26 protein-coding genes and 3 pseudogenes are annotated in these 25,576 nt (G+C 69.4%); 12 read left to right on the top strand and 17 right to left on the bottom strand.

Annotation, left to right across the window (positions count from 1 at the left end; all coding sequences use genetic code 11):
* Positions 1 to 16 precede the first annotated feature (16 nt).
* From paaC to paaE, 3 genes are read left to right on the top strand one after another with little or no spacing between them, the layout of a single operon-like run.
* Positions 17 to 844, top strand: coding sequence for a 1,2-phenylacetyl-CoA epoxidase subunit PaaC (paaC, locus tag CES90_RS24930; RefSeq protein WP_189783595.1), 828 nt, complete (start codon positions 17 to 19; stop codon positions 842 to 844).
* A complete protein-coding gene (gene paaD, locus CES90_RS24925) occupies positions 838 to 1,347 on the top strand; it encodes a 1,2-phenylacetyl-CoA epoxidase subunit PaaD (RefSeq protein WP_189783596.1) in 510 nt (169 codons plus the stop codon). Before paaC ends, paaD begins: the two co-directional genes overlap by 7 nt.
* Entirely contained in the window at positions 1,348 to 2,511 is a 1,164-nt protein-coding gene (paaE, locus tag CES90_RS24920; RefSeq protein ID WP_189783597.1) for a 1,2-phenylacetyl-CoA epoxidase subunit PaaE, read from the top strand.
* 23 nt (positions 2,512 to 2,534) lie between these two features.
* Here paaE and CES90_RS24915 read toward each other — a convergent pair whose 3' ends face one another.
* The 4 genes from CES90_RS24915 to CES90_RS24900 form a co-directional block, all read right to left on the bottom strand.
* Entirely contained in the window at positions 2,535 to 3,593 is a 1,059-nt protein-coding gene (locus CES90_RS24915) for a heme/hemin ABC transporter substrate-binding protein (protein WP_189783630.1), read from the bottom strand.
* Between the two features lie 206 nt (positions 3,594 to 3,799).
* Positions 3,800 to 4,084 (bottom strand): hypothetical protein, encoded by a 285-nt coding sequence (locus tag CES90_RS24910; RefSeq protein WP_189783598.1) that lies wholly within the window; start codon positions 4,082 to 4,084, stop codon positions 3,800 to 3,802.
* 161 nt (positions 4,085 to 4,245) lie between these two features.
* Positions 4,246 to 4,932, bottom strand: coding sequence for an HAD family hydrolase (locus CES90_RS24905; protein ID WP_189783599.1), 687 nt, complete (start codon positions 4,930 to 4,932; stop codon positions 4,246 to 4,248).
* A 49-nt stretch (positions 4,933 to 4,981) separates the two neighbouring features.
* Positions 4,982 to 5,458 carry an Lrp/AsnC family transcriptional regulator gene (locus CES90_RS24900; protein WP_189783600.1) on the bottom strand — a complete coding sequence of 159 codons (477 nt, stop codon included), beginning with the start codon at positions 5,456 to 5,458 and terminating at the stop codon, positions 4,982 to 4,984.
* A 242-nt stretch (positions 5,459 to 5,700) separates the two neighbouring features.
* Between CES90_RS24900 and CES90_RS24895 the strand changes: the two genes are divergently transcribed.
* Positions 5,701 to 7,188 carry an FUSC family protein gene (locus CES90_RS24895; protein ID WP_189783601.1) on the top strand — a complete coding sequence of 496 codons (1,488 nt, stop codon included), beginning with the start codon at positions 5,701 to 5,703 and terminating at the stop codon, positions 7,186 to 7,188.
* Positions 7,189 to 7,402: 214 nt separating this feature from the next.
* Positions 7,403 to 8,422: a lactonase family protein gene (locus tag CES90_RS24890; RefSeq protein WP_189783602.1), complete on the top strand. Its 1,020-nt coding sequence runs from the start codon at positions 7,403 to 7,405 to the stop codon at positions 8,420 to 8,422.
* A 72-nt stretch (positions 8,423 to 8,494) separates the two neighbouring features.
* On the opposite strand, the gene CES90_RS24885 is transcribed toward CES90_RS24890, so the two are convergent.
* From CES90_RS24885 to CES90_RS24875, 3 genes and pseudogenes are all read right to left on the bottom strand, one after another.
* Positions 8,495 to 9,418, bottom strand: coding sequence for a sirohydrochlorin chelatase (locus CES90_RS24885; protein ID WP_189783603.1), 924 nt, complete (start codon positions 9,416 to 9,418; stop codon positions 8,495 to 8,497).
* Between the two features lie 203 nt (positions 9,419 to 9,621).
* Positions 9,622 to 10,605, bottom strand: a complete 984-nt coding sequence (locus CES90_RS24880; RefSeq protein WP_189783604.1) for an N-acetylglucosamine kinase — start codon at positions 10,603 to 10,605, stop codon at positions 9,622 to 9,624.
* A pseudogene (locus CES90_RS24875) lies at positions 10,602 to 11,066 on the bottom strand (uracil-DNA glycosylase); the annotation flags it as partial. The gene CES90_RS24880 and the pseudogene CES90_RS24875, both read right to left, overlap by 4 nt.
* A 233-nt stretch (positions 11,067 to 11,299) precedes the next feature.
* On the opposite strand from CES90_RS24875, the gene CES90_RS24870 reads away from it, so the two are divergent.
* Positions 11,300 to 11,977, top strand: coding sequence for a uracil-DNA glycosylase (locus CES90_RS24870; protein ID WP_189783605.1), 678 nt, complete (start codon positions 11,300 to 11,302; stop codon positions 11,975 to 11,977).
* Here CES90_RS24870 and CES90_RS24865 read toward each other — a convergent pair.
* Positions 11,937 to 12,758, bottom strand: a complete 822-nt coding sequence (locus CES90_RS24865; RefSeq protein WP_189783606.1) for a hypothetical protein — start codon at positions 12,756 to 12,758, stop codon at positions 11,937 to 11,939. The genes CES90_RS24870 and CES90_RS24865 overlap by 41 nt on opposite strands.
* Before the next feature lie 831 nt (positions 12,759 to 13,589).
* On the opposite strand from CES90_RS24865, the gene CES90_RS24860 reads away from it, so the two are divergent.
* Positions 13,590 to 13,994, top strand: a complete 405-nt coding sequence (locus CES90_RS24860; RefSeq protein WP_189783607.1) for a PaaI family thioesterase — start codon at positions 13,590 to 13,592, stop codon at positions 13,992 to 13,994.
* On the top strand, positions 13,987 to 14,664 hold the full coding sequence (locus tag CES90_RS24855; RefSeq protein ID WP_189783608.1) for a TetR/AcrR family transcriptional regulator: 678 nt from the start codon (positions 13,987 to 13,989) through the stop codon (positions 14,662 to 14,664). The genes CES90_RS24860 and CES90_RS24855 overlap by 8 nt, the downstream gene beginning before the upstream one ends.
* Positions 14,665 to 14,843: 179 nt before the next feature.
* On the opposite strand, the gene CES90_RS24850 is transcribed toward CES90_RS24855, so the two are convergent.
* Complete coding sequence (locus CES90_RS24850) at positions 14,844 to 15,449, bottom strand: dihydrofolate reductase family protein (protein ID WP_044577946.1); 606 nt, start codon at positions 15,447 to 15,449, stop codon at positions 14,844 to 14,846.
* 616 nt (positions 15,450 to 16,065) lie between these two features.
* On the opposite strand from CES90_RS24850, the gene CES90_RS24845 reads away from it, so the two are divergent.
* Positions 16,066 to 16,656: a transposase family protein gene (locus tag CES90_RS24845; protein WP_189783609.1), complete on the top strand. Its 591-nt coding sequence runs from the start codon at positions 16,066 to 16,068 to the stop codon at positions 16,654 to 16,656.
* 401 nt (positions 16,657 to 17,057) lie between these two features.
* Here the strand turns inward: CES90_RS24845 and CES90_RS24840 are convergent, their stop codons facing one another.
* From CES90_RS24840 to CES90_RS24820, 5 genes and pseudogenes are all read right to left on the bottom strand, one after another.
* Complete coding sequence (locus tag CES90_RS24840; RefSeq protein ID WP_189783631.1) at positions 17,058 to 17,966, bottom strand: D-alanyl-D-alanine carboxypeptidase family protein; 909 nt, start codon at positions 17,964 to 17,966, stop codon at positions 17,058 to 17,060.
* A 614-nt stretch (positions 17,967 to 18,580) separates the two neighbouring features.
* Positions 18,581 to 18,991, bottom strand: a complete 411-nt coding sequence (locus CES90_RS24835; protein ID WP_189783610.1) for a transposase — start codon at positions 18,989 to 18,991, stop codon at positions 18,581 to 18,583.
* On the bottom strand, positions 18,988 to 19,203 hold the full coding sequence (locus CES90_RS24830) for a DUF4240 domain-containing protein (protein ID WP_189783611.1): 216 nt from the start codon (positions 19,201 to 19,203) through the stop codon (positions 18,988 to 18,990). The genes CES90_RS24835 and CES90_RS24830 overlap by 4 nt, the downstream gene beginning before the upstream one ends.
* Positions 19,204 to 19,444: 241 nt before the next feature.
* A complete protein-coding gene (locus tag CES90_RS24825; protein WP_189783612.1) occupies positions 19,445 to 19,981 on the bottom strand; it encodes an AAA family ATPase in 537 nt (178 codons plus the stop codon).
* 157 nt (positions 19,982 to 20,138) lie between these two features.
* Positions 20,139 to 20,297: pseudogene (locus tag CES90_RS24820) on the bottom strand (IS5/IS1182 family transposase); the annotation flags it as partial.
* Between the two features lie 4 nt (positions 20,298 to 20,301).
* Between CES90_RS24820 and CES90_RS24815 the strand changes: the two are divergent.
* A pseudogene (locus tag CES90_RS24815) lies at positions 20,302 to 20,430 on the top strand (IS5/IS1182 family transposase); the annotation flags it as partial.
* Between the two features lie 95 nt (positions 20,431 to 20,525).
* On the opposite strand, the gene CES90_RS24810 reads toward CES90_RS24815, so the two are convergent.
* Complete coding sequence (locus CES90_RS24810) at positions 20,526 to 21,377, bottom strand: SDR family oxidoreductase (protein WP_189783613.1); 852 nt, start codon at positions 21,375 to 21,377, stop codon at positions 20,526 to 20,528.
* Between the two features lie 100 nt (positions 21,378 to 21,477).
* Between CES90_RS24810 and CES90_RS24805 the strand changes: the two genes are divergently transcribed.
* Entirely contained in the window at positions 21,478 to 22,053 is a 576-nt protein-coding gene (locus CES90_RS24805; protein ID WP_189783614.1) for a TetR/AcrR family transcriptional regulator, read from the top strand.
* Positions 22,054 to 22,125: 72 nt separating this feature from the next.
* Here CES90_RS24805 and CES90_RS24800 read toward each other — a convergent pair whose 3' ends face one another.
* Both CES90_RS24800 and CES90_RS24795 read right to left on the bottom strand, forming a co-directional pair.
* Positions 22,126 to 22,788, bottom strand: a complete 663-nt coding sequence (locus CES90_RS24800; protein WP_208921450.1) for an NlpC/P60 family protein — start codon at positions 22,786 to 22,788, stop codon at positions 22,126 to 22,128.
* A gap of 419 nt (positions 22,789 to 23,207) precedes the next feature.
* Complete coding sequence (locus CES90_RS24795; protein ID WP_189784003.1) at positions 23,208 to 23,840, bottom strand: SACE_7040 family transcriptional regulator; 633 nt, start codon at positions 23,838 to 23,840, stop codon at positions 23,208 to 23,210.
* Positions 23,841 to 23,936: 96 nt separating this feature from the next.
* Between CES90_RS24795 and CES90_RS24790 the strand changes: the two genes are divergently transcribed.
* Positions 23,937 to 25,553 (top strand): carboxyl transferase domain-containing protein, encoded by a 1,617-nt coding sequence (locus CES90_RS24790; RefSeq protein ID WP_189784004.1) that lies wholly within the window; start codon positions 23,937 to 23,939, stop codon positions 25,551 to 25,553.
* Positions 25,554 to 25,576 lie beyond the last annotated feature (23 nt).

The following is a 25,576-nucleotide window of genomic DNA, read 5'->3' as shown; positions in this document are numbered from 1 at the left end:
ACGAGGAGGAGCAGGCATGAGCGACGACCACGTCTACATGACCCTCGCCGAGGGACACGAGGACGACACCCGCTGGGCGTACGGCACCGGCTTCGAGGACCCCCTGCACGGTGTCGACACCACCGTGCCCGAGGGTGTCGACGCCGCCGAACTGGCTGGCGTCTGCGTCGCGTTGGCCGACGACGCCCTGGTCTCGGCCCAGCGGCTCGCCGAGTGGACCACCCGCGCCCCCGAGCTGGAGGAGGAGGTCGCGCTCGCCAACATCGGCCTCGACCTGCTCGGCCAGGCCCGCCTGCTGTACTCCCGCGCCGGACAGGTCGACGGCACCGGGCGCGGCGAGGACGCGTACGCCTATTTCCGCGACGCCGACGACTTCCGCAACGTACGCCTGGCCGAACTGCCGAACGGGGACTTCGCGTTCTCGACCGTGCGCCTCCTCGTGCTGTCCGGCTGGCGTCTCGCGCACTTCGAGCACCTGGTGGCGCACCCCGACCCGGTCCTCTCGGCGATCGCCGCCAAGGGCGTCAAGGAGCTGACGTACCACCGGCAGTACGCCGCCGAGTGGGTGGTCCGGCTGGGCGACGGCACCGAGGAGTCGCATCGGCGGACGCGCAAGGCGTTGGAGCAAGTGGCCCCGTACTTCGGTGAGTTGTTCACCGCGTACGACGTAAGGGACGAGGTCGCCGCCGTGCTGCGCCAGGTCACCGAGGCGGCCGGACTGCCGATGCCGGTGTACCGGCCGCTGCCGGGAGCCGGCCGCGCCGGCGGCCACACCGAGCATCTCGCCCCGCTGCTCGCCGAGTTGCAGAGCGTGGCCCGAGCCCACCCGGAGGCGACATGGTGACCACCGCCCTCGACACCCGGCGCGCCCGGCACATCGCCGAGCAGGTGCCCGACCCCGAGCTGCCCATGCTGACCCTCGCCGACCTGGGCGTTCTGCGCGGCGTCGAGCTGACGGAGGACGGCACGGTGGTCGCGAGCCTGACCCCGACGTATTCGGGCTGCCCGGCGATGGCGGAGATGCGGGCGGACGTGGCGGCGCGGCTGCGCGACGCCGGGTACGCGCGCGTGGAGATCCGTACGGTCCTCCATCCCCCATGGACCAGCGACTGGATCACCCCGGCCGGCCGCCGCAAGCTGGCCGAACACGGCATCGCGCCCCCCGGCCCCGCACCACGCGGCGGCCCCGTCCCGCTCGTTCTCTCCCCCATCCGGCACGCGGTGACCTGTCCCCGCTGCGGCTCGCCGGACACCGAGGAGACCTCCCGCTTCGCCGCCACATCCTGCAAGTCCCTGTGGCGCTGCCGCATCTGCCGCGAGCCGTTCGAGTACGTCAAGGAGATCTGAATGAAAGGCCTGAGGGAAGAGCCGACGGCCCGCCCCGACGCGGCCCCGACGGAGGCGGCCCGGCCGGAGGCGGTGCGAGGGGTCTCGCGCTCACGCCCGCGCCGCCGGCCGGTCTTTCACTCTCTGCGTGTCGCCTCCGTGCAACCCCTCTGCGTGGACGCGGTCGCCGTCGGGTTCGACATCCCGGCGGAGTTGGCCGAGGAGTTCGCCTTCACGCCCGGGCAGTCGCTGACGTTGCGGCGCGAGATGGGGGGGCGGGACGAGCGTCGGTCGTACTCGATCTGTTCGCCGGTCGGGGCGAGCCCGCGTATCGGCGTACGGATCGTCCCCGGCGGCCTGTTCTCGTCCTGGCTCGTCAATGACGTACGCCCCGGCGACACCGTCCAGGTGATGGCCCCCACCGGCGCCTTCACCCCCGACCTCACCACCGCCGGCCACCACGTGCTGATCGCGGCGGGTTCCGGCATCACGCCCATGATGTCCATCGCCGAGTCCGTGCTGGCCGCCGACTCCCGCTCGACGGTCACCCTCTTCTACGGCAACCGTCGTACCGACACCGTGATGTTCGCCGACGAGCTCGCGGACCTGAAGGACCTCTACCCGGCCCGGTTCCAGCTCGCCCACGTGCTCTCCCGCGAACCCCGTGAGGCCGAGGTGCTCTCCGGCCGTATCGACGCCGACCGGCTCTCGACGCTCGTCGCCGGGCTCGTCGACGTGACGTCGGCCGACCACTGGTGGCTGTGCGGCCCGCACGGCATGGTCCGCGACGCCCAACAGGTGCTGGCCGGGCTCGGGGTGCCCGCGGACCGGGTCCACCAGGAGCTGTTCTACGCCGATGACGAGCCCGTACGGGAGGCGCGCCACGAGGAGGCCGCCGCCGAGGGGCCCGTCAGCGAGGTGACCGTCACCCTCGACGGCCGTTCCACCACCGCCGCGCTCTCCCGCGAGCGGACCATCCTCGACGGCGCCCAACGCACCCGCCCCGACCTGCCCTTCGCCTGCAAGGGCGGCGTCTGTGGCACCTGCCGGGCCCTGGTCACCGAGGGCAAGGCCGACATGCGCCGCAACTTCGCCCTCGAACCGGCCGAGGTGGACGCGGGCTACGTACTGACCTGCCAGTCGTACCCGGTCTCCGAGGCCCTGACAGTCGACTTCGACAGCTGAGCCCGCCCTCGCCACCAGGGCCCTCAGCCCTGGTGCAGTCGCTCCACCAGGATGTCGATCACCAGCGGCGTCCGCGGGCCGTGGCTGAGCAGCACCCCGTCCTCCAGGTCCACCACTCGCCGGTCCATTCCGGCCGGTGTCTCCCTGATGCCGGGGATCTCGACGAGCCCGTCGACGCCGCCCACCGACTCCAGCCCCTTGGTCATCATGAGGATCACCTCGGGCTGGGCCTTGACCAGGGCCTCGCTGGTGATGGGCGTGAACGGCTTGTCCAGGCCGGAGGCCACCCCGGCGTCGTCCGCTCCGGCCGCCGCGATGAGGGAGTCCGCGCCCGAGCCCTTGCCGCCGATGAGGTGGACGGCGGCCGAGCCCCGCATGTACAGGAACGCGACCTTGGGCTTGCTGCCCTGCGGCACGGCCGCCCGCGCCGCCTTCAACTCGTCGGAGATGCGCTGGTTGAGGGCCCTGCCGACCGCGGGCACACCCAGCGCCTCGGCGACCCGAGTGGTGCGCGTGCTCACGTCGGCGAGTTCGGTGGCGGGGTCGAGCACGACGACCGGCACCCCGGCGTCCCGGATCTGATCGATGGCCTCGCCAGGCCCGGTGTCGGTGTCGGCGAGCACCACGGTCGGCTCCAGCGAGAGCACGCTCTCCGCGCTCACATCATGCGCCTTGGTGACCTGGGGAAGGTCCTTGGCCTCCTCGAACGTCGCGGTGATGTCCCGGCCGACAACCTTGTCACCGAGGCCGAGTGTGAACACGATCTCCGCTATGCCTCCGTTGAGGGGGAGGATCCGCGAGGCGTCCTCGACGGTCACCTCGCGGCCGTCCGAGGAATCGACGGTGACGGGCAGCTTCGGCGCGGGCGCCTCGCCTTCGAGCGGCACGAGGGAATTCGTCTTCAACTGCTTCAGGGCCGCCGCCGCGCGAGCACTCGCGGACGACGGTGAGGAAGCCGCCCCCTTGGTCTCGCCGCCGCCGCCACCTGCGCATCCGGTGGCCAGTACGGCGAGAGCGACGGCGACGGCGGCGAGGACGACGAGCCGTCCGGCACGAAGACCGTCACCGGCTCCGAGAGCCAGAAGCTCACCGTCACCCCGGTCAACAACCTCGCCACGGAGAACCAGACCCTCAAGGTCACCGGCTCCGGCTATGACGAGAAGAAGGGCATCTACGTCGCCCTGTGCGTCGACCACGGCGACGGCGAACTGCCCACCCCCGGCATCGGCGGCGTCGACATGACCGGCCAGTCGCACTCCTCCGCGTGGATCTCCTCCAACCCGCCGGACTACGGCGAGGAGTTGGCGACCCCGTACGAGGAGGGAGGGAAGTTCGAGGTCGAGCTGACCATCGACGCGAAGGACGAGTTCACCGACTGCTTCAAGGCCACGTGCGTCCTCGCCACCCGCGCCGACCACACCCTGTCCGGCGACCGCTCCCAGGACGTCAAGGTCCCGGTCGCCTTCGTCGGCCAGGACCCGGTGGACACCGACGACGAGGGCGACGGTGACACCTCCACCGGCGGCAGCTCCAGCAGCGGTACGACCACCGGCGGCACCGGCGGCACCGGCATGGGCGGTCGAGCAGCACGGGCGGCGGCACGACGACGGGCGACGACGGCAGCCTCGCCTCCATGGATTGACCGTGCTCACGGCGTCCTGATCCGGCATGAGCAAGCGACGGAGCCCGGTCCACCGATACCTTTGGCGGACCGGGCTCCCGGCACGATGCCGCTCAACGGGACGCCACGATCCAGTCGTACGCATCCCCTGCCTCGAACTCCTCCTGCCCACCGCGCACCAACAGCCCCGCGGTCGCGAACGCCGGATCGTCCGCCTGAGCGGCGACGTACGGGATCGCGACGCACCGCATCCCGGCCGCGTGGGCGGCGACCGCGCCCGGGGCCGCGTCCTCCACCACCACACAGTCGGCCGGGGCGGCACCCAGCCGCCGGGCCGCCTCCAGGAACACATCGGGCGCCGGCTTGCCACGGTCGACCTCGTCCGCCGACACGACGGTCCGCAGACGCGCGTCGAGCCCGGTGCCCTTCAGGATCACCTCGATGGCCTCGCGGGACGAACCCGAGGCCACGGCCATCGGCACCGCGGCGGCCGCCAGCAGTTCCACGAACTTCCGCATCTCCGGGTAGACATGCGTGCCGGCGCGAGCCAACTCCAGGTAGTGGCGGTTCTTGTCGGCGAGGACCGCCTCGACCGGCGCGTCCAGACCGTACCGCTCGGTCCACGACACGACCGTCTCCCGGGTGCTGATGCCCACGTAGCGCTCGTGGTCCGCCCAGCTGAAGCCGGTGACTCCGTGCTCGGCCAGGGTCCGACGGCTTGCTTCGTAGTAGTTCGGCTCGCTGTCCACGAGCGTTCCGTCGAGATCGAAGATGACCGAAGTGCTGCCGAGAATGCTCATGACCCCAGGATCTCAGCGATCACTTCTCCGCCGATCACTTCTCCGCCGATCACTTCTTCGTGGCCCGGCCGATCGACTCGACCAACGGCGACAGCCGGTACGGCACCCGCTCCCTGAGCGCCACCTCCGTACGCGTGCGCACCACGCCCGGCAGACTGATCAGGGCCTGGATCACGTCCTCCAGATGCGCGTTGTCCCGGGCCACGACCCGTGTCAGCAGATCGCCGCCGCCGGTGATCGAGAACGCCTCGACGATCTCCGGTACGGCCGCCAGCGCGTCCCCCACATCGTCCAGGTGCCCCTGGGTCACCTCGATGTGCACAAAGGCCAGCACGGGGTGGCCGAGCGCGGCGGGGGACAGCGACGGCACCGAACCGGTGATCACACCGTCACGCTCCAGCCGGTCCAGCCGCGCCTGGAGCGTGCCTCGGGCGACGCCGAGGATACGGGCGTACTCGCGCACGCTGGTACGCGGCTGCTCCAGCAGCAGCCGCAGGATGCGGGTGTCCAGTTCGTCCACAGCCATGGTCCGTTGGCCTCCCTGCGAGGTCCGGCGATCACGGGCGACTGTACCAATGGCCCAGTAAACCGGACGCCGGTTGAGCCACTGCTCCCCGGATGCTTTGCTGATGCCCATCACATGGCGCCGCGCAGCGCAGGACGGCAATGAAGCCGGATCCGTGCCCGCGGCGCCATTCCCATGTCATGAGGACACGCATCTGTACGGGATCTGTACGGGAGAGGGGCGGGCGGGCGACGGTGAAGAGGATGTTCATGGCTCCGGACCCGGGCCTGCTGCGACTGCGGGTCTCCCTGCGGGCGGTGCTCGGCATCGCGCTCGCGGTGACTCTGTCGGAGCTGGCCGGGCTGTCGCTGACCGCCTCGATCACGGGCGGACTCGCGGCGCTCCTCGCGCTGTTCACGGTCGCCGACCCGACCGTGCGCGGCCAGGCGGTCACCACCGCGCTACTGCCCGCTGTGGGCTTCCCGGCCCTGGCTCTCGCGACGGTGCTGCACGAGACGCCGACCCTGCGTGACGCCGTCTGGCTCGCGGTGATCTTCTGCGGTGTGTACGCCCGCCGCTGGGGACCGCGCGGCCACGCGCTCGGCATCTTCGCCTTCATGACGTTCTTCGTCACCCAGTTCCTGCACGCCGTTCCCGCCCAACTGCCGGACCTGTACACGGCGATGACCCTCTCGCTGGTGGCCTCCTCGGCGGTCCGCTTCGGCGCCTGGTGCATTGAACGGCGCACCCCGCCCCCGGCCGCGCCCGCCCCGAAGGACGACCGTGGGCTCGCCCGCCCCACCACCCGCCAGGCCTTCCAGGCGTTCGCGGCCTGCGCCTTCGCGATGGCCGCGGGCCAGGTTCTCTCCCAGGAGCGCTGGTACTGGGCCGTCGGCACGGTTTGGTGGATCTTCGTGAACACCACATCACGCGGCGAGACCCTGGTACGCGGCTTCCGCCGCCTCCTCGGCACGATCACCGGCATCCTCGTCGGACTCCTGGTCGCCGTACCCCTGCAAGGCGCCCCGGCCCCCACCGCCGCGCTCATCGCCGTCTGCGTGTTCGGCATCTTCTACACGGCCGCCCTGTCGTACAGCTGGATGATGCTGTGCGTGACCGTCATGGCGGGCCTGCTCTACGGTCTCCTCGGTGTCCTGACCCCGGCGCTTCTCGGCCTCCGGCTCGCCCAGACCGGGGTCGGCGCGCTCGGCGCCGGGCTCGCCGTGGTGCTGATCCTGCCGGTCACCACGGACGCCGTCACCAACCGCTGGGTACGGCGGGCCCTGCACGAGGTGCACGGCTGCACCGCGACGGCGGCCCGGCGCCTGGCCGGTGACCCCGACGCGGACCCCGCCCCGCGCGTGGCGCAGCTGGAGGCGCTTCTGGGGCGTGTACGACTCTCCCTCGCGCCCCTGGTGCACCCGCTCAACCCGCTGCGCCCCCGCAAGGAGCGGGCCCGCCGGGTACTGGCCCTGCTGGACGACTGCGCCCGCGAAGCCCGCGGTCTCGCCGCCGTGGCCGCCGATCCCGAGGCCTCCCACGACACCCGCCTCACGGCCGCCTGCCACCGCGTCGAGTCGGCCGTCGCAACACTGGTGGGCGCGTCCCCGAAACACCTCACCCGCCCCCACGTCGAGCCCTCGCCCCACCACCCTGGCGCCGAACAGGCCCTGGCCCACCTCCAACGCCTGGAACACGCCCTGACGTCCCTCTCCCAACCCCTACAGGGCACGACCTTCGCCCAGCCCTGAGGCGCCCCTTCAGGGGCGCGGGGAACTGTGCGAGAAACCCCCACCCACCCGCACCCGCCGACGCACCGACTGGACCGAGCTCTCCCGCGGGGGCTGAAGGGGCGCAGCCCTTGTGGGACGGGACGGGTAGGGACGGCGGGGGCGAAGAAACTCCCTTTGGTCTAGACCTATTGCTAAGGTGGCCCGCACAACAGACCAGCGGGAGGGGACGGCAGTGGCAGAAGGCAGACGACGGGCATACGTCGGCTCATTCACATCGGCAGGAGGCCTCGGCATACTCCTCGCCGCCGTGGACGAGGAAACCGGTGCACTGACCCCCCTCGGCACCACGAACGACCTCCCCGACCCCTCCTGCCTCACCCTCTCCCCGGACGGCCACACCCTCTACGCGGTGAGCGAGACACCCAAAGGCACGGTCGCCGCCTACCGAGTGACCGACGACAAGCCCGAGCTGGCCCACGCACCCGTACCGGTCGGCAGCGCCCCCACCCACCTCTGCCTGTTCGCCGACCACATCCTGACCGCCGATCACGGCTCAGGCAGCATCACCGCCGTACCCCTCCTCCCCGACGGCACAGGCACCCTGGCAGACACCGCATCCGGCACGCTCTGCCACCCCCGTCAGCGACAGCCCCACGCCCACCAGGTCCAGCCCGACCCGACCGGTCGCTGGGTGCTGGGCGTGGACCTGGGCACGGACTCGGTACGGGTGTGCACAGTGGAGGGCGGAATCCCCGTCGTACACAGCGAGACCGCCCTGCGCCCAGGCTCCGGCCCACGCCACCTCGCCTTCAACCCGAACGGCGCGGACGGATCGTACGTCCACGTGCTCAACGAACTCGCCCCGACCGTCACCACATGCCGCTGGAACGCCGCAGAAGGCCAACTGGAGCCCGTGACGGAGACACCGGTACTGCCGACCACCCCGGACGGCGACGCGTACCCCTCGGGCATCGCCGTGTCGCCCGACGGCCGCTTCGTGTGGACGGCGACGCGCGGCGTGGACGTCCTGTCCGTGCTCGCGGTGGAGGGCGCCGACCTGCGCCTGGTCACGACCGTGCCCTGCGGCGGCCGCTGGCCGCGCGCCATCACGTACGCCGCCGGAACGCTGTACGTCGCCAACCAGCACTCAGGGGACGTCACCTGGTTCACGCCCGACCAGGACACGGGTGTGCCGGTGAGAGGCGGCTCGATCGAGGCCCCTGCGGCCTCCTGGGTGGTCCTCGACGTCTGACGCGGTACAGGCGCGACAGGCACGACGAAGGGCCCGCTCCTACGAGAGGAGCGGGCCCTCGGCCGTATGCGGTCAGCGGACCGGCATGCCCTGCGGCTGCTGCGGCGCGATACCGAGCGCGGTCGTGTACTTGCCGAGCGCCAGCTTGCCGATCGCCGGGTACGGACCCAGTGCCTCGGCCGCGGAGCAGCCCGCCTCCTTCGCGGCCGCCTCGATCAGACCGGCGTCGATCTCCGGTCCTATCAGATACGGCGCGAGCGCGAGCTGCTGGGAGCCGGAGGAGCGCAGCTGCTCGGCCACGGAGTTGATCGAGCCGTCCTGGTCGAGCGCGGCGGCCATCACCGGCACGGCGAGACGCGCGGCCAGCAGCATGCCCGTGATCCCGGCCGCCTGCACGGCCTCCTCGCCGCCCACGGAGGCGAGGATGATGCCGTCGGCGGCGGTGGCCACGGTGAACAGCCGGGCCCGGTCGGCACGCGCCAGACCCGCCTCGGACAGCCGCACGTGCAGCGCCTCGGCGAGCAGTGGGTGCGGACCGAGGACATCGGTCAGCTCGGCCGCGATCTTGCTCTCCATGACGGCCTGGCGGACCTGGCGCAGGGTCGCGCTGTCGGGGCCGGCCAGCAGGGGCACGACGACGGCGACGGGGCCGTCGGGCTCCTTGACGTCCAGGCCGGCGGCGCGTGCCTGCTCGTAACGGGCGGTGCGCTCCTCGGCGGCGTGCGTGAGCACCGACTGCAGCGTGGGGAACTCGTCGGAGCCACCGTCGACGTAGGCGATGCGTGCGTCGAGACCGGGCAGCTCGGAGCGGGCGATGCTCACGACCTCCTCGGCGAGGCCGCGCGTGGCGGCGCTGGGCGTGCCGGGCACCGCGAGGACGAGCGCGGGCGCGCCCTCGGGAGCCGCCAGCGGCTCGGGGCGGCGATGCCGTCCCGGCTGACGGGGTCGCGGCATTCGTACTGGCAGGCCGGACGCGGGCCCAGTGGGGGAGCTCATGGCGCCGCATGTTACTGGCTTCTTGGGTTCCCCTGTTCGGGGAGGGTGCAGGTGAGCGGTATCCGTCCGGATTTGTCTGATGAGGTACGTGCCGATCAGGGCCGATCGATACCGATCGATACCGCATTTGTCTGCTGAGCGGCGTTCTTGGCCGCCCACAGTGGTGGTTGTCCGACAGGCCGGTTTGCTTCGTATTTCAGATACTACTTTTCGGCCACCACGTACAACATCCGTTTGTCGTACGGCAATCGGAGTCCGTCGACGGCCAGGTCGGCCGCGATACGCACGGCACCGCGCAGCGGATCACCCTCCGCGGCCACCCGCCGCGCGTACGGCAACCGCTCCGCCAACTCCGCCTCCAGCGGTACGAGGAGAGGCTCGCCCAACTTGAACAGGCCCCCGGTGAGCGCCACTCGGGGCTCGCCCGAGGCCGGACAGACGGCGGCCGCGGAGTCGGCCATGTGCCGGGCCGCCGTGCGCAGGATGCGGGCCGCCACGGGGTCGTCGGCGGCGCAGTCGACCACCTCGGGCGCGAAGGAGGCGAGTACCGCCGGGCGGTCGGGTCTGGGGTAGAGCCGCCCGGGCAGTCCGTCGGCCGGACCGAACGACTCCTCGGCGCGCGCCAGCAGCCGGGCGGAACCGCCGCTCCGCCCGTCGTGCGCCCGCAGCGCCGCCTCCAGCCCCGCCCGCCCGATCCACGCCCCGCTGCCGCAGTCCCCGAGCAGATGCCCCCAGCCGTCGGCCCGACGCCAGCTCTCCAGGTCCGTGCCGATCGCGATCAGTCCCGTACCGGCGGCGATCACCGCGCCCGGCCGGGAGCCGAGCGCGCCCACGTACGCGGAGACCGCGTCGGCGACCAGCGCGACCCGGCGCACCCCCCACTCGCGCGCCAGCGCAGAGGGAAGTTCGGCACGCATCTGCTCCCCGAGCGAGGCGAACCCGGCGGCTCCGACGGCCACCGCGACGGGGCGGCCGAGCCCGGCGCCGTCGATCAACCGCCGTGCCATGGGAAGCAGTTGCTCCAGCAGATGCCCGGCATCGATGCCCCGAGCCCCGGTCCGCACCGGCTCCTGTGAGGTGAGCGGCTCCCCGAGCACCTCACCGCCCACGGCCAGCACCGCGCGCATCCCGGAACCACCGGAGTCCACGGCGAGCACGACGGAACGCCCGACGGCGCCGCCGGTCATGGCAGGCGCCAGTCCACGGGAGCACCCCCCTGCCGGGCCAGGAGGTCGTTGGCTCGGCTGAAGGGGCGGGGACCGAAGAAACCGCGGTCGGCCGACATGGGGGAGGGGTGGGCGGACACGATGGACGGGAGGTCGCCGAGCAGAGGGCGGAGATTGCGGGCGTCGCGGCCCCACAGAATGGACACCAGCGGGCGCCCGCGCGAGGCGAGCGCTCGTATCGCCTGCTCGGTGACCTCCTCCCAGCCCTTGCCCCGGTGCGCTGCGGGCTTGCGCGGGGCCGTGGTGAGCGCCCTGTTGAGCAGCAGTACGCCCTGCTGCGTCCAAGGGGTCAGGTCGCCGTTGGACGGGTGGGGGAGGCCCAGGTCGTTGTTGAGCTCCCGGTAGATGTTGATCAGGCTGCCCGGCAGCGGACGTACCTCCGGAGCGACCGAGAAGGACAACCCCACCGCGTGCGCGGGAGTTCCGGGATCTGTGTATCGGGCGCGAGAGGCGGACCAGGCGTGATGACGATGGCGGAGTGGCTTGATCACTGGATGCAACAGGCTCCCCTCCTTCCCGGTGACCGGCTGCGCGATCTGCTCGACCAGTTCGAAGATCTCGACGAGGGGGAAGGGTAGCGCCCGGAGCGGCGGCCGTGCATGAGGGCTTCTGTGTCTGTGCCGCGGCACGGCGCGTACCAGTAGAGTGACGCGCCGTGGCACCACGACCCTTGCATGAACTTGTTGAAGCAGGCTGGGCGAAGGCTCTTGAACCTGCGGCCGAACGCGTCGCTGCGATGGGGGACTTCCTCCGGGCCGAGATAGCGGCCGGCCGGACCTACCTTCCGTCCGGAGCGAATGTCCTGCGGGCCTTCCAGCAGCCCTTTGATGACGTTCGCGTCCTGATCGTTGGTCAGGATCCCTATCCCACCCCTGGGATGGCCATCGGGCTGAGTTTCGCGGTCTCGCCTGAGGTGCGTTCGTTGCCGGGCAGTCTGGAGAACATCTTCCGGGAGCTCCATACGGACTTGGGGCTGTCCAGGCCGTCGAACGGCGATCTGACGCCGTGGACCGAGCAGGGAGTGCTGCTGCTCAACAGGGCGCTGACGACGGCGCCCCGCAAGCCGGCGGCGCACCGGGGCAAGGGGTGGGAGGAGGTCACCGAGCAGGCCATCCGGGCGTTGGCTGCGCGCGGTAAACCGTTGGTGTCGGTCCTGTGGGGGCGTGACGCGCGTAATCTGCGGCCGTTGCTCGGGGATCTTCCGGCGATCGAGTCTGCGCATCCCTCGCCGATGTCGGCGGACCGGGGTTTCTTCGGTTCGCGGCCGTTCAGCCGCGCCAACGACCTGCTGATCAAGCAGGGTGCGCAGCCAGTGGACTGGCGACTGCCGTAGGGAATGTTGAGCGTGATGGTTTGGAGGCCGGCGGCCTCCTGTCAGGGATGCCGGACTCTCGCTGGATGAGCTCTGGTTGAGCGAGAGCCATCACCGACCGTGCCTCGTCGGCCAGCAGCGCCAGTGACAGCCGCGGCCCGGCGCCGAGGCGGCGGGCGTCCATGGCGGCGTGGATCAGTGCCCTGGTTGCGCCTCGGGCCTCCTCGTAGCGGTCCATGAGGACTGGCACCCCGGCCGGGTACTGGGTGATTTGGCCGCCGCTGGCGTGTTCGACGGCCTCAGCCAGCCGGGGGTCGCGGTCGGTGCCGGCGGTCAGCGCGGCAAGGTCAGCGTCATTGAAGGCATCCGGGACACTGATCTTGCGTCCGTCCAGCAACTCCCGGGCATGGGCGTGCAGGTCCGGTTCCGTGCGGGTAGTCAGCATGTCCCAGTGGTTCGGCCACAAGGTGGCCAGCACCAGGACCGGGCCCCGCTTCGGCTCGCGCAGCAGGCTGCGCAGGCCCGCGGCGACCTGCTCGCCGAGATCGTCAGGCGCCAGGTAGAACTGGGCCTCGTTCAGCCACACGACCGTGTACGTGGTGACATCAGCAAGTTCGGCCAGGACGGCGTCGGGTCGAGTGGGCGGATCGATGGGATGCCACAGACGCCATGGCTCGCCTCCTTCGCGCAGGATGTTGAGGGCCTCCCAACAGGCGCGGGTCTTGCCAGTCGAGGACCCGCCCACCAGCACCGCGATTTCGCTGTCGCCGGCGGCAGCACGGCCCACCACCTCGGCGAGCACATGATCATGCTCGCGTGGCACATATGCCGGAAGTACCGGCAGACCGGCGACCGGAGAGCCGATCGCGTGGTGCACCTCTAGAGGGAACGCCCGGGTCCTGCTCACGACGAGGACCGGCGCACGCCGCCTTCGCAGCGTGGAGAAGATGCAGGCGGAGCGCCGCAAGGCCGGTGCGGCGCTGCAGTGCTCAGCCCGCCCACCCCAGGTCGTACACCTCGATCCCGTATGCGGAGAACGCCACCCACGACCGTGCCGCGAACCGCACGTCCCACCCGCCCGCCACCGGCCAGGACTCTCCGGACCAGGATCGCGGACTTCATCTCCAAGACCTCGCGTCGGTCTTCCTCGGGAAGTCCGGCCAGAGCGTCCTCCACCCGGACCGCGAGATCCACCCTGTACATCATCGCCTGCCCCGTTCTCATGATCGGCTGGAGCAACACGGTAGAGTCCGTCGCCAACCAGTGATTTCGCCTGTGGACAACTCTTGACCGGGCCTGCTCAAATCGCGGGTTCGGCGGCCGGACCGTAGACCGGAAGTATGGTGCTGCGACCGCCGGTGGAACCGATGCTGGCACACGCCTACGCCCGCGACCAGCTGCCCATGCCAGGCACTCTGCCCGGTGACCTGGTAATGCAGCCGAAGTTCGACGGTTCTCCAGACACTTGAAGTTGTCTCATCCGAGTGACAGCTCGGCGTCTCTCAGCACGCCTCCGATCGGCACCGGAAGACTGCACAGCCCTGCAGCCTCGCGCCACAGGCGTGGACACGAACCGTGACGCCCACATAACATGTCACCGTTAACTTAACGGCGACAACTTGAGGGGCCCACGATGACCATCACCGAGCAAGACGTCTACACCTTGGCGCCGTTCGCCAGGACGCTCGGGATACGCTTCGGAGCCCTCAAGGCCGACGCTGTCACCGCGCAACTCGCCTACACGCCCGAGCAGTCCACCGTCGGCGCCGCGATGCACGGCGGGGCACTGATGGGGCTGGCCGATGTAGCCGGCGCCGTGTGCGCCACGCTGAACGGGACCGCCGACACCGTCCCCGCGACCATGGAATCCACCACCCACTTCCTGCGGCCCGTACACGGCATCGGCGCCTTCGCGACCTCCCGCCCGCTGCACGTCGGCAAGTCAACGGTCGCCGTGGAAATCGACATCAGGGATGACAAGGACCGGCTCTGTGCCCGCGTCACTCAACTCGTCGCCCTCCGGAGGCGCCATGACTAAGGGACCCGGCCAGACCACGGCCGACGGCCGCGCCAGCACAACCGAAGGCCGTCGGCGCAGTCGCGCCAAGCGAGGCCACGGCGGCCGACTGAGGGACGAGCTCATCGAAGCGGCCGGCACGCTGCTCGACGACGCCGGCGAGGACGGCGTGACCATCCGCGCGGTGGCACAGGCTGTCGGGGTCAGCACCCCCTCGGTGTATCTGCACTTCGACAACCGACTGGAACTGCTGCACACCGTGTGCCTCGGGGTCTGGGACGAGCTCGGCCGACGGATGCTGAGCATCAGCGCCCAGACCACCGACCCGTTCGCCGAACTCCACCAGCGCAGTGTCGCCTACATCAGGTTCGGGCTCGACCATCCCCTGCGCTACCGCCTGGTCGCGACCGGACCCGCGACAGCCGCCACTGAGCAGGTCGCCGACGCCTGCTTCCGATTCCTACGGGAAACGGTGCAGCGATGCGCCGACGCCGGCGTGCTCCATGGCGATGTGACGGCGCTGACCCGGGCCATCTGCGCGTGCCTGCACGGTGCCGTCTCGCTGCTGATCCTCCAGCCGACCTCGAAATGGCCCGACGACATCCCCCAGTACGCAGACGATGCCGCCACCCTCGCCTGCCAGGGCGCCGCCGCTCTCTCACGCGCGCACCATGGCCGCTACGGAACGTGAACTGTTCTGCCCTGGGCAACGCTGATGAGGATCCCTGAAAAAAATCGGCCAGGGACGCTCTTCCCTCCACTTCGTTGCGTCTTGAAGCGTGTGGGGAGTGAAGAGCGCGTGTGAGGGCCCAGCGACCGAAGCCGCCGGCGCCGGCCTGGCGGCCGTCCAGACCGGCGGACGGGGCGACGTCACGCAGGGACGCCGAGCGGCGGGTGCTCGAGCACGCGGGGCTTGTACTCGACCAGCTGGATGCGGCCGTCGAAGGTGCGGTGCTCGATCATCTCAAGGGCAACGTCCGGATAGCCGTCGTAGATGCGTTCTTCGCCCGTGGCCCCGGTGATCACCGGGAACATCACGACCCGGAAGCGGTCGACGAGTCCGGCTCGTAGCAGGGACCGGCACAGGCTGAGGCTGCCGATCGTGCTGAGGAGCCCCGAGCCACTCGACTTCATGGCGCGGACCGCCTCGACGGCGTCGTCGCGGACGAGCGTGGAGTTGGCCCACGTCAGTGGCTCCTCGAGTGAGGAGGAGAACACCACCTTGGACGCTTGCGTGAGCTCGTCGACGGACGCCTCTTCCTCGGGCCTGAACTCGTCTTGGCCATTCGGGACCTCGCCTGCGGCGAAGCCCGACATCAGGCGGTAGGTGTTCGCTCCCATCAGGTAGGTGGCCTCGGGCTGCTCGCCGAGCCATGCGAGGTACTCCGGGCCCTCGAGGCCCCAGAACCCGGGCCAGCCCTCTCCCGATGCGTGGCCGTCGAGGGAGGTGATGAAGTCGACGAGAAGCTCTGACATGGCGGTGTCCTTTCCTAGGTGTCACGAGCTTGGACCGGCCGGGAGCCACAAACTCATCGGCCGCGCTGTGGAGTAACGAGAAAACCCATGACGCTGCAGCCGATCAGGTCGGCGGAGCGGCACTGCTTCGGAGGGCCCGAGGCCTACATGATTGCGCTATGCACGCAGTCGGGTAATGATCTCCACGCGACTGGGAACGGCGGTTTGAGTTCTGTCAAAGCCCCAGCTCAGCCCCACCCGCGAACGGCCCACCCCGCTCTACTGGGTGATCGGTGAGGCCTCGCTGCCCGACGTCGACAGCGGGTGCTTCATCCACTCACCTGCGACGGCGGCGGAGCACTTCCGTGAGTACGGCCCCGCTCCGAGGTCACCCCGTCCAGTTTGCAGGAGTTCCTCGAACAGCTCGGCCGCCGGATCGCGAACCAGACCTAATCATCGGCCGAGGACAAACGGGCCCCCTGCCTCAGGAGGTCATTCCACAGCTGGGGAATCGCGAGCAGGTGCGGGGACACCCCTGAGCAGGGGGCGGCCAATTTCAAGGCTCTGTCCGCAGTTCCGTGAATCCCCAGGTCAGCGGAGCGAGCGAGGGGATCGTTTCGGCAGAGTATGTCCCGGCATGGCGAGCAAGACGGTCGAGGCTGTGCTGTTTCCCGGGATCGATGTGCGAGTGGAGCGCGTCAGCGACTCCTCCGACGTCCTCGTGGTGGAGGTGGTGTCCACCGCTCGGCCGGGCTGGTGCCCGGACTGCGGGACGCAGGCGAGGCGTAGACACAGCACGTACCAACGTGCCCTGGATGAGAGGCCGTTGGGCTCTCGCCGGGCCATGGTCCGGCTGCGGGTCCGCCGGTACTTCTGTGACCGGAAGAGCTGTTCCCGTAAGACGTTCGTCGAGCAGGTGCCAGGGCTGTCCGAGCGGCACCGCCGCTCCAGCACCGGGCTGACAGGCTGGCTGCGGTCGATCGCGATCGAGCTCGGCGGCCGTCCGGCCGCACGGCTGTGCCGCCGCCTGCGGATGGTTGCGGGCCGGACCCGGCTGCTCAGGCTGCTGGTAGCGCCGTCGGTTCCGGACCGTGCGCCGCGGGTGCTGGGGGTGGACGAGTTTGCCTTCCGTAAGGGCTGCACCTACGGCACCGTGCTGGTCGACGTCGCAGCCGGCCGGGTCGTGGACGTGCTGCCCGACCGCACCTGCGAAACCTTCGCGGCCTGACTCCGCTGCCGAATTCACCCGGGCCTGGCGTGGTGCAACGCTGCAGAATCGGATGTCGGTCATCGCCGGTGCGCTGTCTGATCTCGACGGGAGGGACACTGCGGCCGTACTCGCCGTCGCTGCAGCGTTCTTTGCGAGGCAGACCGCGACAGAGTCGGACTGAATTGCTGAGTTGGGGGCCCGAACTCAAGCCTTGGGTTCGGGCCCCCAACTGATTGCGGTGATCTTCCGGTGGGGGCCTCTGCCGGTCTCCGCCGAGCAGAGTCCGTCACCACCGCACGGTGCGACGGCTGGCGAAGCCACGTACGGCCTTACCCTCCTCTCATGCGCTACGGGCCGGCCTGGACGCTCTGAGCGGATGCCACTGCAGTCGAGCGTTGCCTTGAGGGCTCCCAGGGCGGTCAGTCGGTCTGGGCCCCCGGCGGCAGCTGACGCAGCTTCATGGTGATTGCGGTGTCGGACTGGAATACCGAGTCCAGCAGGGTGGCTGCAGTGATGAAACGGTTGGGGTCGTTGAGCACGACTCCGATGACGGTGCGGCCCTCACGCGTGGCGGCGAAGACTAGGCAGGGACCTGCCGGGGTGCTGGTGCCGGTCTTGATGCCGATGGCTCCGGGATAGGAGCCGAGAAGCTGGTTTGTGTTGAACCAGGTGTAGGTGCGGCCGTTGGCTGCGTTCTGTTTGGTGCTCTGCTTCTCGACGATGTCGCCGAAGGTGGTGTCGGCCATGGCGTGCCGGGCGAGGGTGGCCAGGTCGCGCGGTGTGGTCTTGTCGTCCGGGGAGAGGCCGTCGAAGGAGTCGTATGTGGTCTTCGTCATACCCAACGAGGCGGCTTTGGCGTTCATCGCGGTGATGAACGACTTCGTGCGGGCGTCGATGGTGTCGCCGGTGCCGAACGTGTCAGCGAGCGCGATCGCGGCATCGCAGCCCGACGGCAGCAGCAGGGCGTGCAGAAGCTGGCGGACCGTCAGCGTGTCGCCGGTCTTCAGATCCGCCGTGCTGGCGTTGTTCTCGGTGACATGGTCGCGGTACTCCTGTTTGACACTGACCTGGCGGTCGAGATCCAGACCGGGGGTCTCCAACACCACGACAGCTGTCATGATCTTCGTTGTGCTGGCCTGGGAACGCGGGGTGTCCGCGGCTTTGCTCCACAGCGGTTTTCCCTCGGCGCCGTCGGCGAGGAAGGCGCCCTGGGCGGTGATCTCCTCTGACAGGGCAGTGGTGGTCTTCGCCTTCAAGGCGGAGGCGGACACGGCGGGTCTCGCCGTCGAAGTCGCATCCGGACTCGCGCTGGCGACGGGCAGGATGATCGCGGCTGCGGCGACCGCGGCCGCCGCAGCCGCGGCGAGGACGCCGGTCCTCTTGGTGACACGTCGGTGGCTCAACTCACTGACCTCACGTGGGGGAAGGCTGGCTGGTGGGCGGCCGACCAGGGGCAGCGCTCGCGGTGAAGCCGCAAGTGCGGTGTTCGTCTACGCGCCGGCTTGGACTCCGGAACGGGGAATTTGCCACTCCTGTCGCATGATCCCCACGCGTCCCACCACTGAGGAATACGGATCTCCCCGCAGGATGTTCATATGAATCAACGTCATGAGCTCGCTCGGCGCGAAGCGTCGAGCGGGTGCTGTCACCTTGGCGAGGGACAGTTCTCTCCGCTCGACCCTCCGCGCCCTCCAAGCGTTCATCCAGCGACAGCATCCGCTGGTAGGGCGCCTCCACGTGGGGCAGATGAAGCGATTGAGTACTCATAGTTGGTGGCGCGAACGCTGCCCTCGCCACTCTGGCCGTGAGGACCGGTCGTGTCGGCGGCGGCTGAAAACCTGGATTCAGGCGACGCCGAGAGGTCGTCGTGCATTTGGCCCAACCCCGACGTCGTGGTCATAGTGACGCGCAGCACACCGCCATCCTGCTGCGCAGTTCCGGGTCAGGCCGTGAGTCGGTAGGCGAGGTGTTCGAGGTGGCTGCTGCGGGTGTGGTGCTGGTCGTGTCCGGTCCAGTACGCATCGAGACGGATCACATTGAGCGCGGTGGCGGAGAAGGCGTGCTGGAGGCGGACTTTCGGCAGTCCGCGGTAGCGGGCCCGGCGTATGCCGGTCATGTCCAGGGCTTGGTTGATGGTCCCCTTCACTCCCGCACGCAGGGCGTACTTGGCATTCCAGGTTTCGGTCTTCTGCTCGGCGCGGGCCCGGACGAGGGCCTCGTGCGGTTCCCTGGGGCGCAGGGTGAGCATGCGCCGGCCAAGCGCGGAGCTGGTGCATTGTTCCTGGAAGGGACAGGGGCGGCAGGTGCGGACGCTGAAAGTGATGACGATCGCGTCCGCGCCGTGCTGTTTCACCGGGTTCCAGTGCGCTGCTCTTTCCGGCGGGACAGCGGACCTGAGCGATACAGGGCGTCATGCAACTTATCGAAGCGTTCCGCATACTCCAGGATCTCCTGCCGCGGTCTCTCTGCGAGTTGCTTGACGAGAACCTCGTCAAACGGCTCGCCCGTTGTGGCAGCCCCGGCTTGCGCGGCTTCGATGACGTCCCAGAACGTGTCGATCTCCATGACCGCGCACTCTGCCACGAGCCGATGACAATCGATCCTGGCCACCCTGCCGGTACCCGTTTCACGGAACTGCGGACAGAGAGCTGTTTTCAACCTGTCCCAGGGCGAGCTGAACTGGCGGTTCACCTGGGCCAGGCGCTCATGTCGCTGCGCCAGGCGGAGGCTGTTCAGGTACGTGGCGACGTAGCTGGCGAATGCCGCGCGATGGTGGCGGCGATCGCTGCGTTCATGAACGGCGGGGTTAGCCAGAGGCGGGTAGTCGCTGGCCGCGTAGCCACATGGTGGCCTGTCGCGGGGAACGGAAGTGGAGGACGCGCAGGGGCGCGAAGCGTGGGTCGGTCGTGCGGCGGTTGATCTCGGCGCGGCGGGCAGCGTGTTGGGCCCAGGATGACCATGCGGGATGGTCGCCGCTGAACCAGAGCGACAGGGATTCCACATTGCCGCCGAAGACCCGCTCGCGGAGCAGGGTCCGGCGCAGGGATCTGCGCAGTACGCGGGGCATGACGACGGCTTTGGGGTAGTCGAGCCAGATCACGGTGTCGGCGTTAGTCCACAGCAGGTCGCGGACTTCGGGGTAGCCGATGGAGTCGACGATCCAGGCGGGGGTAGCGGCGATCGTCGCGACCTGTTGGTGAAAGTCGGGGTCGACTGTCCAGTTCGGGCCGGTGAACCTGAGCGAATCCATCTCGTGGAACGGTAGTTGGAGCCGGGCGGAGAGGGCTTGCGCCATGGTGGTTTTTCCGGCCCCGCTGATGCCGGCGACGAGGATGCGTTGCACGCACGGATGCTACCGGCGTCGATTAGCCTGCGGTGAAGCCATTTTCGGCTGAGGATCTTGTCGATACGGCGCGATGCACCGTCTCCCAGGCGCCGAGGGATTCGTCTGCCTCCTTGGCCAGCTCTGCCGGGCGGGGTGGAGTGAGCCGTTTCCGACCTCACTTTGAGGAGTTGAAGTGAAGGGTGAGGACTGCCTGGACGCAGGCGGTGATGCGGTTCGTGCTGCACCGCAGCTTGCGCAGGAGACGCCAGGTCTTCAGGGTCGCCATGGATTGCTCGCCGAGCGCGCGGATCTTGGCGTGTGAGACGTTGACCGCTCCGCATTGGTTCCGCCGCTTGCGGATCCGCTGGGAGATACGCGACGACATCCACGAAGCGTTCCTCACTCTCGGATGCGCGACGCTCATCTGCTGGCGACGCCTGATGCGATCGCGTGGGAGTGCTGGGTGAGACGACGTGCCGGACTTCCGGACGTCGCAGTTGCGGAGATGCGTAAGGCCGTAATGGCGGCGAGATTTTCTGACGGGTCGTGCCGGTGGGGCGGATCAGTGGGTGAAGGCGACAGATTCAGCGAGATCCTTCTGAGTCTCGAGCGCGGTGAGACGTTCGGTGAGTGCCGCGTGGATTGCGCTATAGGTGTCGGAGCCGAGAGCCAGGCGCAGTGGCGGGCTCGGGTGGCGGGTGGTGTCGTAGATGGCGGCGGCGAGCTTGGCCGGGTCGCCGGTGAAGACGCTCTCGTCTGCGGTTTCCAGGTAGTGCCGGGTCTGGCCGACGGCATTGTCGCGGTAGACGGTCGTTTCGGTGGTGTATTGCAGGGCTGAAGCAAAGCCGGTGCGGGTGGCGCCGGGCTCGACCAGAGTGAGGTGAATGTTGAAGTCGGAGACTTCGCGGCTGACGCTCTCGGTGAAGCCCTCCAGCCCCCACTTGCCCGCGTGGTAGGAGCTGTGAGTGGGGATACCGACCTGGCCGCCCACGCTGGAGATCTGGATGATCCGGCCACCGCCCTGCGCACGCATCGGCTGCAGGAAGGCACGGGTGATCACCATTGGCGCGAGCAGGAGGACCTCGATCTGGTCGCGAATCTGCTCGACGGTCATTTCCTCGGCGGCGCCCACAACCGCGTATCCGGCATTGTTCACCACAATGTCCACCGGCCCGGACCGGAGAGTCCTGCCGACCACCTTGTCCACGTCGGCCGGCCGCGTGAGGTCGAGGATCTCGACAGTCAGCCGGTCGCCGTACGTCTCGCGCAGGTCTTCCAGAGCTGCCGGGCGGCGGACCGTCGCCGTAACGCGGTCGCCGTTGCGGAGGGCGTGCTCGGTGAGATGGCGGCCCAGCCCACCGGAGGCTCCGGTGACGAACCAGTGACGTGAGGCCTTGTCGGAGGGGGCGGGCATGGGAGTCTCCTGAAGTAGAGTGATACCGGAACCTATTCCGGTTAGATTAAGCGGAATGGATTCCGGAAAGCAACTGGAGACCGACACCGAAGGAACCCGCATGCCCGCCACGCCCCGCCGCACCAGGAGTGACGCGCTGCAGAACCGGGAGCGCCTGCTGGAGGTCGCCGCGCAGGCCTTCGCCGAGCAGGGGCTGGACACCGCGCCTGCCGCCATCGCCAAGCAGGCGGGCGTCGGTGTCGGCACGCTCTACCGGCACTTCCCGACTCGGGAAGTCCTCATCGACGCCGCCTACCGGCGCCAACTCACCCAGGTGTGCGAGAAGGTGAACGACCTTCTCACCCAGCACCCGGCCGCCGAGGCCACCCGGATGTGGATGGAACACTTCATCCACTACGCCACCGCAAAGAGCGGAATGTCCGAAGCCCTCAACGCGGTCATCGCCTCCGGCATCGATCCATACTCCGACAGCCGCGCACTCCTTACCGACGCCGTCGCCACCCTCCTCACGGCCGGCGCCCGGGACGGAAGCCTGCGAACGGACGTCGCCCCAGACAATGTTTTACTCCTCATGGGTGGCATCGCCTATTCCGTGCAGCACGGCACCAAAGAGCAAGCCCGTCCGCTCGTCGACCTCTTCATGGACGCGCTGACCAAGGACTCGACCGCGAGCTGAGCCCAAGCTCCCGGACCGGCACGCCAACGCGAGAGCAGCCACGGTCAATTCATCGAGTGGCTCTGTCGGCACTCACGAGGTTCTGGACACATGCCGCGCACCGAGTTCCGAGCGCATTCCGTTAGGAGTTCTTAGTGGACGGTTCGTAAGGCGATGTCCGTTTCCGGCTGAGGTTGGAGCAAGGTCGCTGGTGGGGATTCCGTCGGCTATCTCGAAGATCACTACGTGACGGAAATCGCCGTCATCCTCGCGGTAGTCGATCAGCAGGTCACCCTTCTTGAGCTGACTCACGCCGCTGAGCCGCGTGGTGACGCCGTTTCTCGAGTCGGCCAGCCCGACGGTGATCAGACCTGGCTTCCCCAGCCCGAGCGCCATGGAGACAAAGCCGGAGCAGTCCTGGCGGTAGCCGTCCTTCCAGACGCGCTCCATGCTGTAGGGGACCGGGCGTCCGTTGTTGGCCGTGAGCCAGGAATGGGCCCGGTTGATCATCACGTCGGGCGAGAGCGTGGCCGTGCTCATGGTCGACAGCTCGCTGCCCTGGGTGACGAGCTTGCTGTCGGCCTCGGGCTCGGGCCCGTAGTCGGTCTCCTTCTGGGCGGCGACCGTCGCCGGCTTGGTGGAGTCACTGTCGGCGAGCGACGGTACGACGGCGATCGCGGCGGCCGCGACACCTCCGGCGGCGACGCCTATGAGAGTGACCTGCGCGCGGCGCGTGAGCCGGCTGCGAAGAGACATGATTCCCCCGTGTTGATTGTGTTGCGGCACGCCGACCCGAGTGGGCCGACCAGTGCTTGGAGTGCTTGTCGTTCATCGGGTGCCGCCTGCGCACCCCGACGAGTGATCACGATGGCAAGGATTGGCACCCGGGCCCAGCGTCGTATGGAAGCCGCATCAGCCAGTGACGTGACCTCGACAATTTCGGGATGTGAGGCCGATCTCGTCACAACAGCCGATCGTTCCCCCGAAATACGGCAAGCGTGATTTGCACCCGGCGCTGCTCACTCCCAGGGTGACCGCTCGGTCGTGATCAGTGCCGCCGGGCTTGCGGCGGTTGCCGGGCCGGAACGGCCGGCGGCGGCCGGATGTGTGTCGGGTCCGCGCTGAGGCGCCGGATGCGCCGGACCAGGACCGGCGGGCAGGAAAGGCGACGCCCGTCAGCCAGTCGCAGCCGCCCCGAACGCCCCCCGGGCCATCCGGTGCAGTAGCTCCGCAGTGGCCGCCCGGCCCGGCAGGGAACCCGGTCGGCCCAGGTGGGGGGTCGAGTTCAGGAGGCCGAAGACCGAGTGGACGGCCGAGCGGGCGGCGGGCTCGGCCAACCCCGGGTACACCTCCCGGAGCACCGAAACCCACAGTTCGACGTACTGGCGCTGCAGCTGGCGGACGAGTTTGCGGTCGCTGTCCCGGAGGCGGTCCAGCTCACGGTCGTGCAGGGTGATGAGGGGACGGTCGTCGAGGGCGAAGTCGATGTGGCCCTCGATGAGGGAGTCGAGGACTGCTTCCGGGTCGCGACCGGCGGCACCCCCGCCGCTCGCCCGCGCGGCCGCCCCGTCGGCCTCGGCCAGGCGGCGCTTCGCCCCGGTCAGGAGCTGCCCGCTGATGCCGACCAGGAGCTCGGCGAGCATCGCGTCCTTGCCGGCGAAGTGACGGTAGAGGCCGGGGCCGCTGATGCCGACGGCGGCCCCTATCTCGTCGACGCCGACCCCGTGGAAGCCGCGCTCGGCGAAGAGCCTGGCGGCCTCCTTGAGGATCTGCTCGCGGCGGGTGAGGGCGTCGGTTCTGGTGGCCATGGAGGCAATTCTAGACAGGGAGGTTAGCGGTCGTTAACCTGAAGGAAACGCGTTAACGCTCATTAACAGGTGACCACTGGGCGAGGGGACCGCACGATGGACCAGGCACCGGAGCTGACGACTGCGGTGGACCCCGCGGCGGAGGCCTGGCGAGCCAATGAGGAAGCGCACCGCGCCCTCACCGAACAGCTGCGCGCCAAGCTGGCCGCCGCCCGGCTCGGCGGTGGCGAGAAGGCGCGCGCCCGGCACACCGCGCGCGGCAAGCTGCTGCCGCGGGACAGGGTCGACACCCTCCTCGACCCCGGCTCGCCCTTCCTGGAGCTGGCGCCCCTGGCGGCCGACGGGATGTACGACGGGCAGGCACCGGCCGCCGGAGTCATCGCCGGGATCGGGCGGGTCAGCGGCCGTGAGTGCGTGATCGTCGCCAATGACGCCACCGTCAAGGGCGGCACGTACTACCCGATGACCGTGAAGAAGCATCTGCGGGCGCAGGAGGTGGCCCTCGAGAACCGCCTCCCTTGTCTGTATCTGGTCGACTCCGGGGGCGCCTTCCTGCCCATGCAGGACGAGGTCTTCCCCGACCGCGAGCACTTCGGGCGCATCTTCTACAACCAGGCCAGGATGTCGGGGGCGGGCATTCCGCAGATCGCGGCCGTGCTGGGGTCGTGCACCGCCGGTGGCGCGTATGTGCCGGCCATGAGCGACGAGGCCGTCATCGTCCGGGGGCAGGGGACGATCTTCCTCGGTGGTCCCCCGCTCGTGAAGGCCGCCACCGGCGAGGTCGTCACCGCCGAGGAGCTCGGCGGCGGCGAGCTGCACTCCAAGGTCTCCGGCGTCACCGACCACCTCGCGGAGGACGACGCCCACGCGCTGCGGATCGTACGGACGATCGTGTCGACACTCCCGTCCCGAGGCCCCCTGCCCTGGTCGGTCGAGCCGGCCGCCGAGCCCAAGGTCGACCCGTACGGGCTCTACGGCGCCGTACCGGTCGACTCCCGCACCCCGTACGACGTCCGCGAGGTCATCGCGCGCGTGGTCGACGGCTCGCGGTTCGCCGAGTTCAAGGCGGAGTTCGGGCAGACCCTCGTCACCGGCTTCGCCCGGATCCACGGCCACCCGGTCGGGATCGTCGCCAACAACGGCATCCTGTTCTCCGAGTCGGCCCAGAAGGGCGCCCACTTCATCGAGCTGTGCGACCAGCGCGGCATCCCCCTCGTCTTCCTGCAGAACATCTCCGGCTTCATGGTCGGCCGGGACTACGAGGCCGGTGGCATCGCCAAGCACGGCGCCAAGATGGTGACGGCCGTCGCCTGCACCCGCGTGCCGAAGCTGACCGTCGTGATCGGCGGCTCGTACGGCGCGGGCAACTACTCGATGTGCGGCCGGGCGTACTCCCCCCGCTTCCTGTGGATGTGGCCGGGCGCCAAGATCTCGGTGATGGGCGGCGAACAGGCGGCCTCGGTCCTCGCCACCGTCAAGCGCGACCAGTTGGAGGCGCGCGGCGAGGACTGGCCCACGGAGGACGAGGATGCCTTCAAGGCGCCGATCCGTGCGCAGTACGAACACCAGGGGAACGCCTACTACGCGACGGCCCGCCTCTGGGACGACGGCGTCATCGACCCGCTGGAGACCCGGCAGGTCCTGGGCCTGGCCCTGACCGCGTGCGCCAACGCGCCCCTGGGCGAACCCCAGTTCGGCGTCTTCCGGATGTGAGGGGGACTTCAGAGATGCTTCAG

This window comes from Streptomyces capitiformicae (assembly GCF_002214185.1).
GTDB classification, from domain to species: Bacteria; Actinomycetota; Actinomycetes; order Streptomycetales; family Streptomycetaceae; genus Streptomyces; species Streptomyces capitiformicae.
The sequence above is the reverse complement of the archived record's forward strand: the minus strand, read 5'-3'. Positions and strand labels throughout refer to the sequence as shown.

Bases quoted from the DNA above. Each gene is read 5' to 3' on its own strand.
- paaC (WP_189783595.1), top strand. From the start codon at position 17: ATGAGCGACGACCACGTCTACATGACCCTCGCCGAGGGACACGAGGAC.
- paaD (WP_189783596.1), top strand. From the start codon at position 838: ATGGTGACCACCGCCCTCGACACCCGGCGCGCCCGGCACATCGCCGAG.
- paaE (WP_189783597.1), top strand. From the start codon at position 1,348: ATGAAAGGCCTGAGGGAAGAGCCGACGGCCCGCCCCGACGCGGCCCCG.
- CES90_RS24910 (WP_189783598.1), bottom strand. From the start codon at position 4,084: ATGCCGGTGCCGCCGGTGCCGCCGGTGGTCGTACCGCTGCTGGAGCTG.
- CES90_RS24905 (WP_189783599.1), bottom strand. From the start codon at position 4,932: ATGAGCATTCTCGGCAGCACTTCGGTCATCTTCGATCTCGACGGAACG.
- CES90_RS24900 (WP_189783600.1), bottom strand. From the start codon at position 5,458: ATGGCTGTGGACGAACTGGACACCCGCATCCTGCGGCTGCTGCTGGAG.
- CES90_RS24895 (WP_189783601.1), top strand. From the start codon at position 5,701: ATGTTCATGGCTCCGGACCCGGGCCTGCTGCGACTGCGGGTCTCCCTG.
- CES90_RS24885 (WP_189783603.1), bottom strand. From the start codon at position 9,418: ATGAGCTCCCCCACTGGGCCCGCGTCCGGCCTGCCAGTACGAATGCCG.
- CES90_RS24880 (WP_189783604.1), bottom strand. From the start codon at position 10,605: ATGACCGGCGGCGCCGTCGGGCGTTCCGTCGTGCTCGCCGTGGACTCC.
- CES90_RS24860 (WP_189783607.1), top strand. From the start codon at position 13,590: ATGACCATCACCGAGCAAGACGTCTACACCTTGGCGCCGTTCGCCAGG.
- CES90_RS24855 (WP_189783608.1), top strand. From the start codon at position 13,987: ATGACTAAGGGACCCGGCCAGACCACGGCCGACGGCCGCGCCAGCACA.
- CES90_RS24850 (WP_044577946.1), bottom strand. From the start codon at position 15,449: ATGTCAGAGCTTCTCGTCGACTTCATCACCTCCCTCGACGGCCACGCA.
- CES90_RS24845 (WP_189783609.1), top strand. From the start codon at position 16,066: ATGGCGAGCAAGACGGTCGAGGCTGTGCTGTTTCCCGGGATCGATGTG.
- CES90_RS24830 (WP_189783611.1), bottom strand. From the start codon at position 19,203: ATGGAGATCGACACGTTCTGGGACGTCATCGAAGCCGCGCAAGCCGGG.
- CES90_RS24810 (WP_189783613.1), bottom strand. From the start codon at position 21,377: ATGCCCGCCCCCTCCGACAAGGCCTCACGTCACTGGTTCGTCACCGGA.
- CES90_RS24805 (WP_189783614.1), top strand. From the start codon at position 21,478: ATGCCCGCCACGCCCCGCCGCACCAGGAGTGACGCGCTGCAGAACCGG.
- CES90_RS24800 (WP_208921450.1), bottom strand. From the start codon at position 22,788: ATGTCTCTTCGCAGCCGGCTCACGCGCCGCGCGCAGGTCACTCTCATA.
- CES90_RS24795 (WP_189784003.1), bottom strand. From the start codon at position 23,840: ATGGCCACCAGAACCGACGCCCTCACCCGCCGCGAGCAGATCCTCAAG.
- CES90_RS24790 (WP_189784004.1), top strand. From the start codon at position 23,937: ATGGACCAGGCACCGGAGCTGACGACTGCGGTGGACCCCGCGGCGGAG.